General features: G+C 45.7%; 1 pseudogene. It reads left to right on the top strand.

Features of this window, described 5'->3' with window-relative positions:
- Nucleotides 1-278, top strand: a pseudogene (locus AAEZ06_RS27190) (hypothetical protein); the annotation flags it as partial.

Below are 278 nucleotides of genomic sequence, written 5' to 3'. Positions count from 1 at the left end.
ATCTAGCCCTACTGTCGATATATCAAGTATTACTGCTTACCGTGATGCTAGCGTAATAGATACTCCTGTATTGCGCATTGCCATTATTGCGCATTCTCTATATCCAATCGCGCAGCCATATGCTGGCGGTCTTGAGATGATTACCGAGCTTATATGTGATGAATTGGTCGCTCAAGGACATGAAGTGTTGCTCTATGCGCATGCTGATAGTCAGACTAATGCGACACTCGTGCCCTTTATGACGCGCACGCAGTTTGATGCGTTGGTCTATGACAATG

The organism is Pseudomonas sp. HY7a-MNA-CIBAN-0227, from assembly GCF_040310325.1.
Taxonomy (GTDB): domain Bacteria; phylum Pseudomonadota; class Gammaproteobacteria; order Pseudomonadales; family Pseudomonadaceae; genus Aquipseudomonas.
This window is presented reverse-complemented; position numbering and strand designations above follow the sequence as displayed.